At 49.4% G+C, this 1,105-nt stretch carries 1 protein-coding gene; it reads right to left on the bottom strand.

The window, feature by feature from the left end; genetic code table 11:
• The coding region (locus QUA56_RS36675; RefSeq protein WP_333368944.1) for a transposase at positions 1-1,105 on the bottom strand (1,105 nt) is incomplete at both ends.

The raw sequence follows: 1,105 nt of genomic DNA, 5'->3' as shown, positions 1-1,105 counted from the left end.
AGAGAACAGCTAAGGCACTCCGAACCTCGAAGCCGAGTTACGACGGCTCCAATATTGGCAATATTCATTGAACCATTGAAATCAGCGTCGCCATGCCAACCACAAGCCTTGTTTGCACACTTAAATCGCTTCTGGCTTCTGACTCCCAAATGGTTGCACTGATGGCAAGTCTGCGACGTGTAAGCGGGTGGCACTGCAACAACTTCAACGCCGTACTTGATGCCTTTATATTCCAGAAAATAACGCAACTGGTAGAACGCCCAACTGTTAGACCGTCTTCGTTCTGTCAAAGAGCGTCGCTGCTGGTTGGTACGTTCTCGAATGCCCGTCAAGTCCTCAATGGCAATAATCGTGGCCGACGCCAAGGCATCCAAAACAATGTGTTTGCTGATGTTATGGTTCAGCCAGGCTTGATAGCGTCTTTCTTTCCCCGACAGCCGTTGCAGCAATCCCCGGCATCTTCTGCGAGAACTGCGTGTGCCTTTCGAGGCTTGGCGCTGAATAGACTCTCTTGCTTTGGCGTATTTGTCTCTAACCTTCTCAATGGGTTTGCCGTCCCATTTCTCCCCCTTGCTCGTTACTGCAATGTCTCTGCGTCCAAAGTCAACGCCAATCACGTTGTCCGATTTAATCGGTTCTGGCGTTTCGTCTTTGAGTTGGATGTGGATGTAGTATTGCCCGTCTCTGTGCTTGCACAATTGAGCCGAGGTTGGCGCTCTACCTTTGAGTTTACCTTGCTGATAGTTGCCAAGGCTCAACTTAATGCGCTCACGGCAACCCAACAGGGTCAGGCTGACCGTCCAATCCTTTTCTCGAAACGAAAAGATGCGGGCATCATAATCTGCACTCGTTGGACGGAAAGTCTTGACGGGCTTCCTTTTGAGCTTGGCAGTCTTACGATTAGCTCCAACCCTAGCGCATACCCTAACCGCTTGATTGGCGCTCAATCCAAACTGTTCTCGCAATGTTTGATACACCAAACTTTGAATCGTGGTTTTGCTTGTCACCGATGGTTTGACAGTCTCATTGGTGTAGTTGCAACTATCCGCAAACGAGGCAAGCAAAGCATCGATTTTAGCGCTTTGCTCAAGTGTCGGTTGAAGTT

Origin of the sequence: Microcoleus sp. N3A4 (assembly GCF_036701805.1) — a bacterium.
Taxonomy (GTDB): Bacteria; Cyanobacteriota; Cyanobacteriia; order Cyanobacteriales; family Microcoleaceae; genus Microcoleus.
This window is presented reverse-complemented; position numbering and strand designations above follow the sequence as displayed.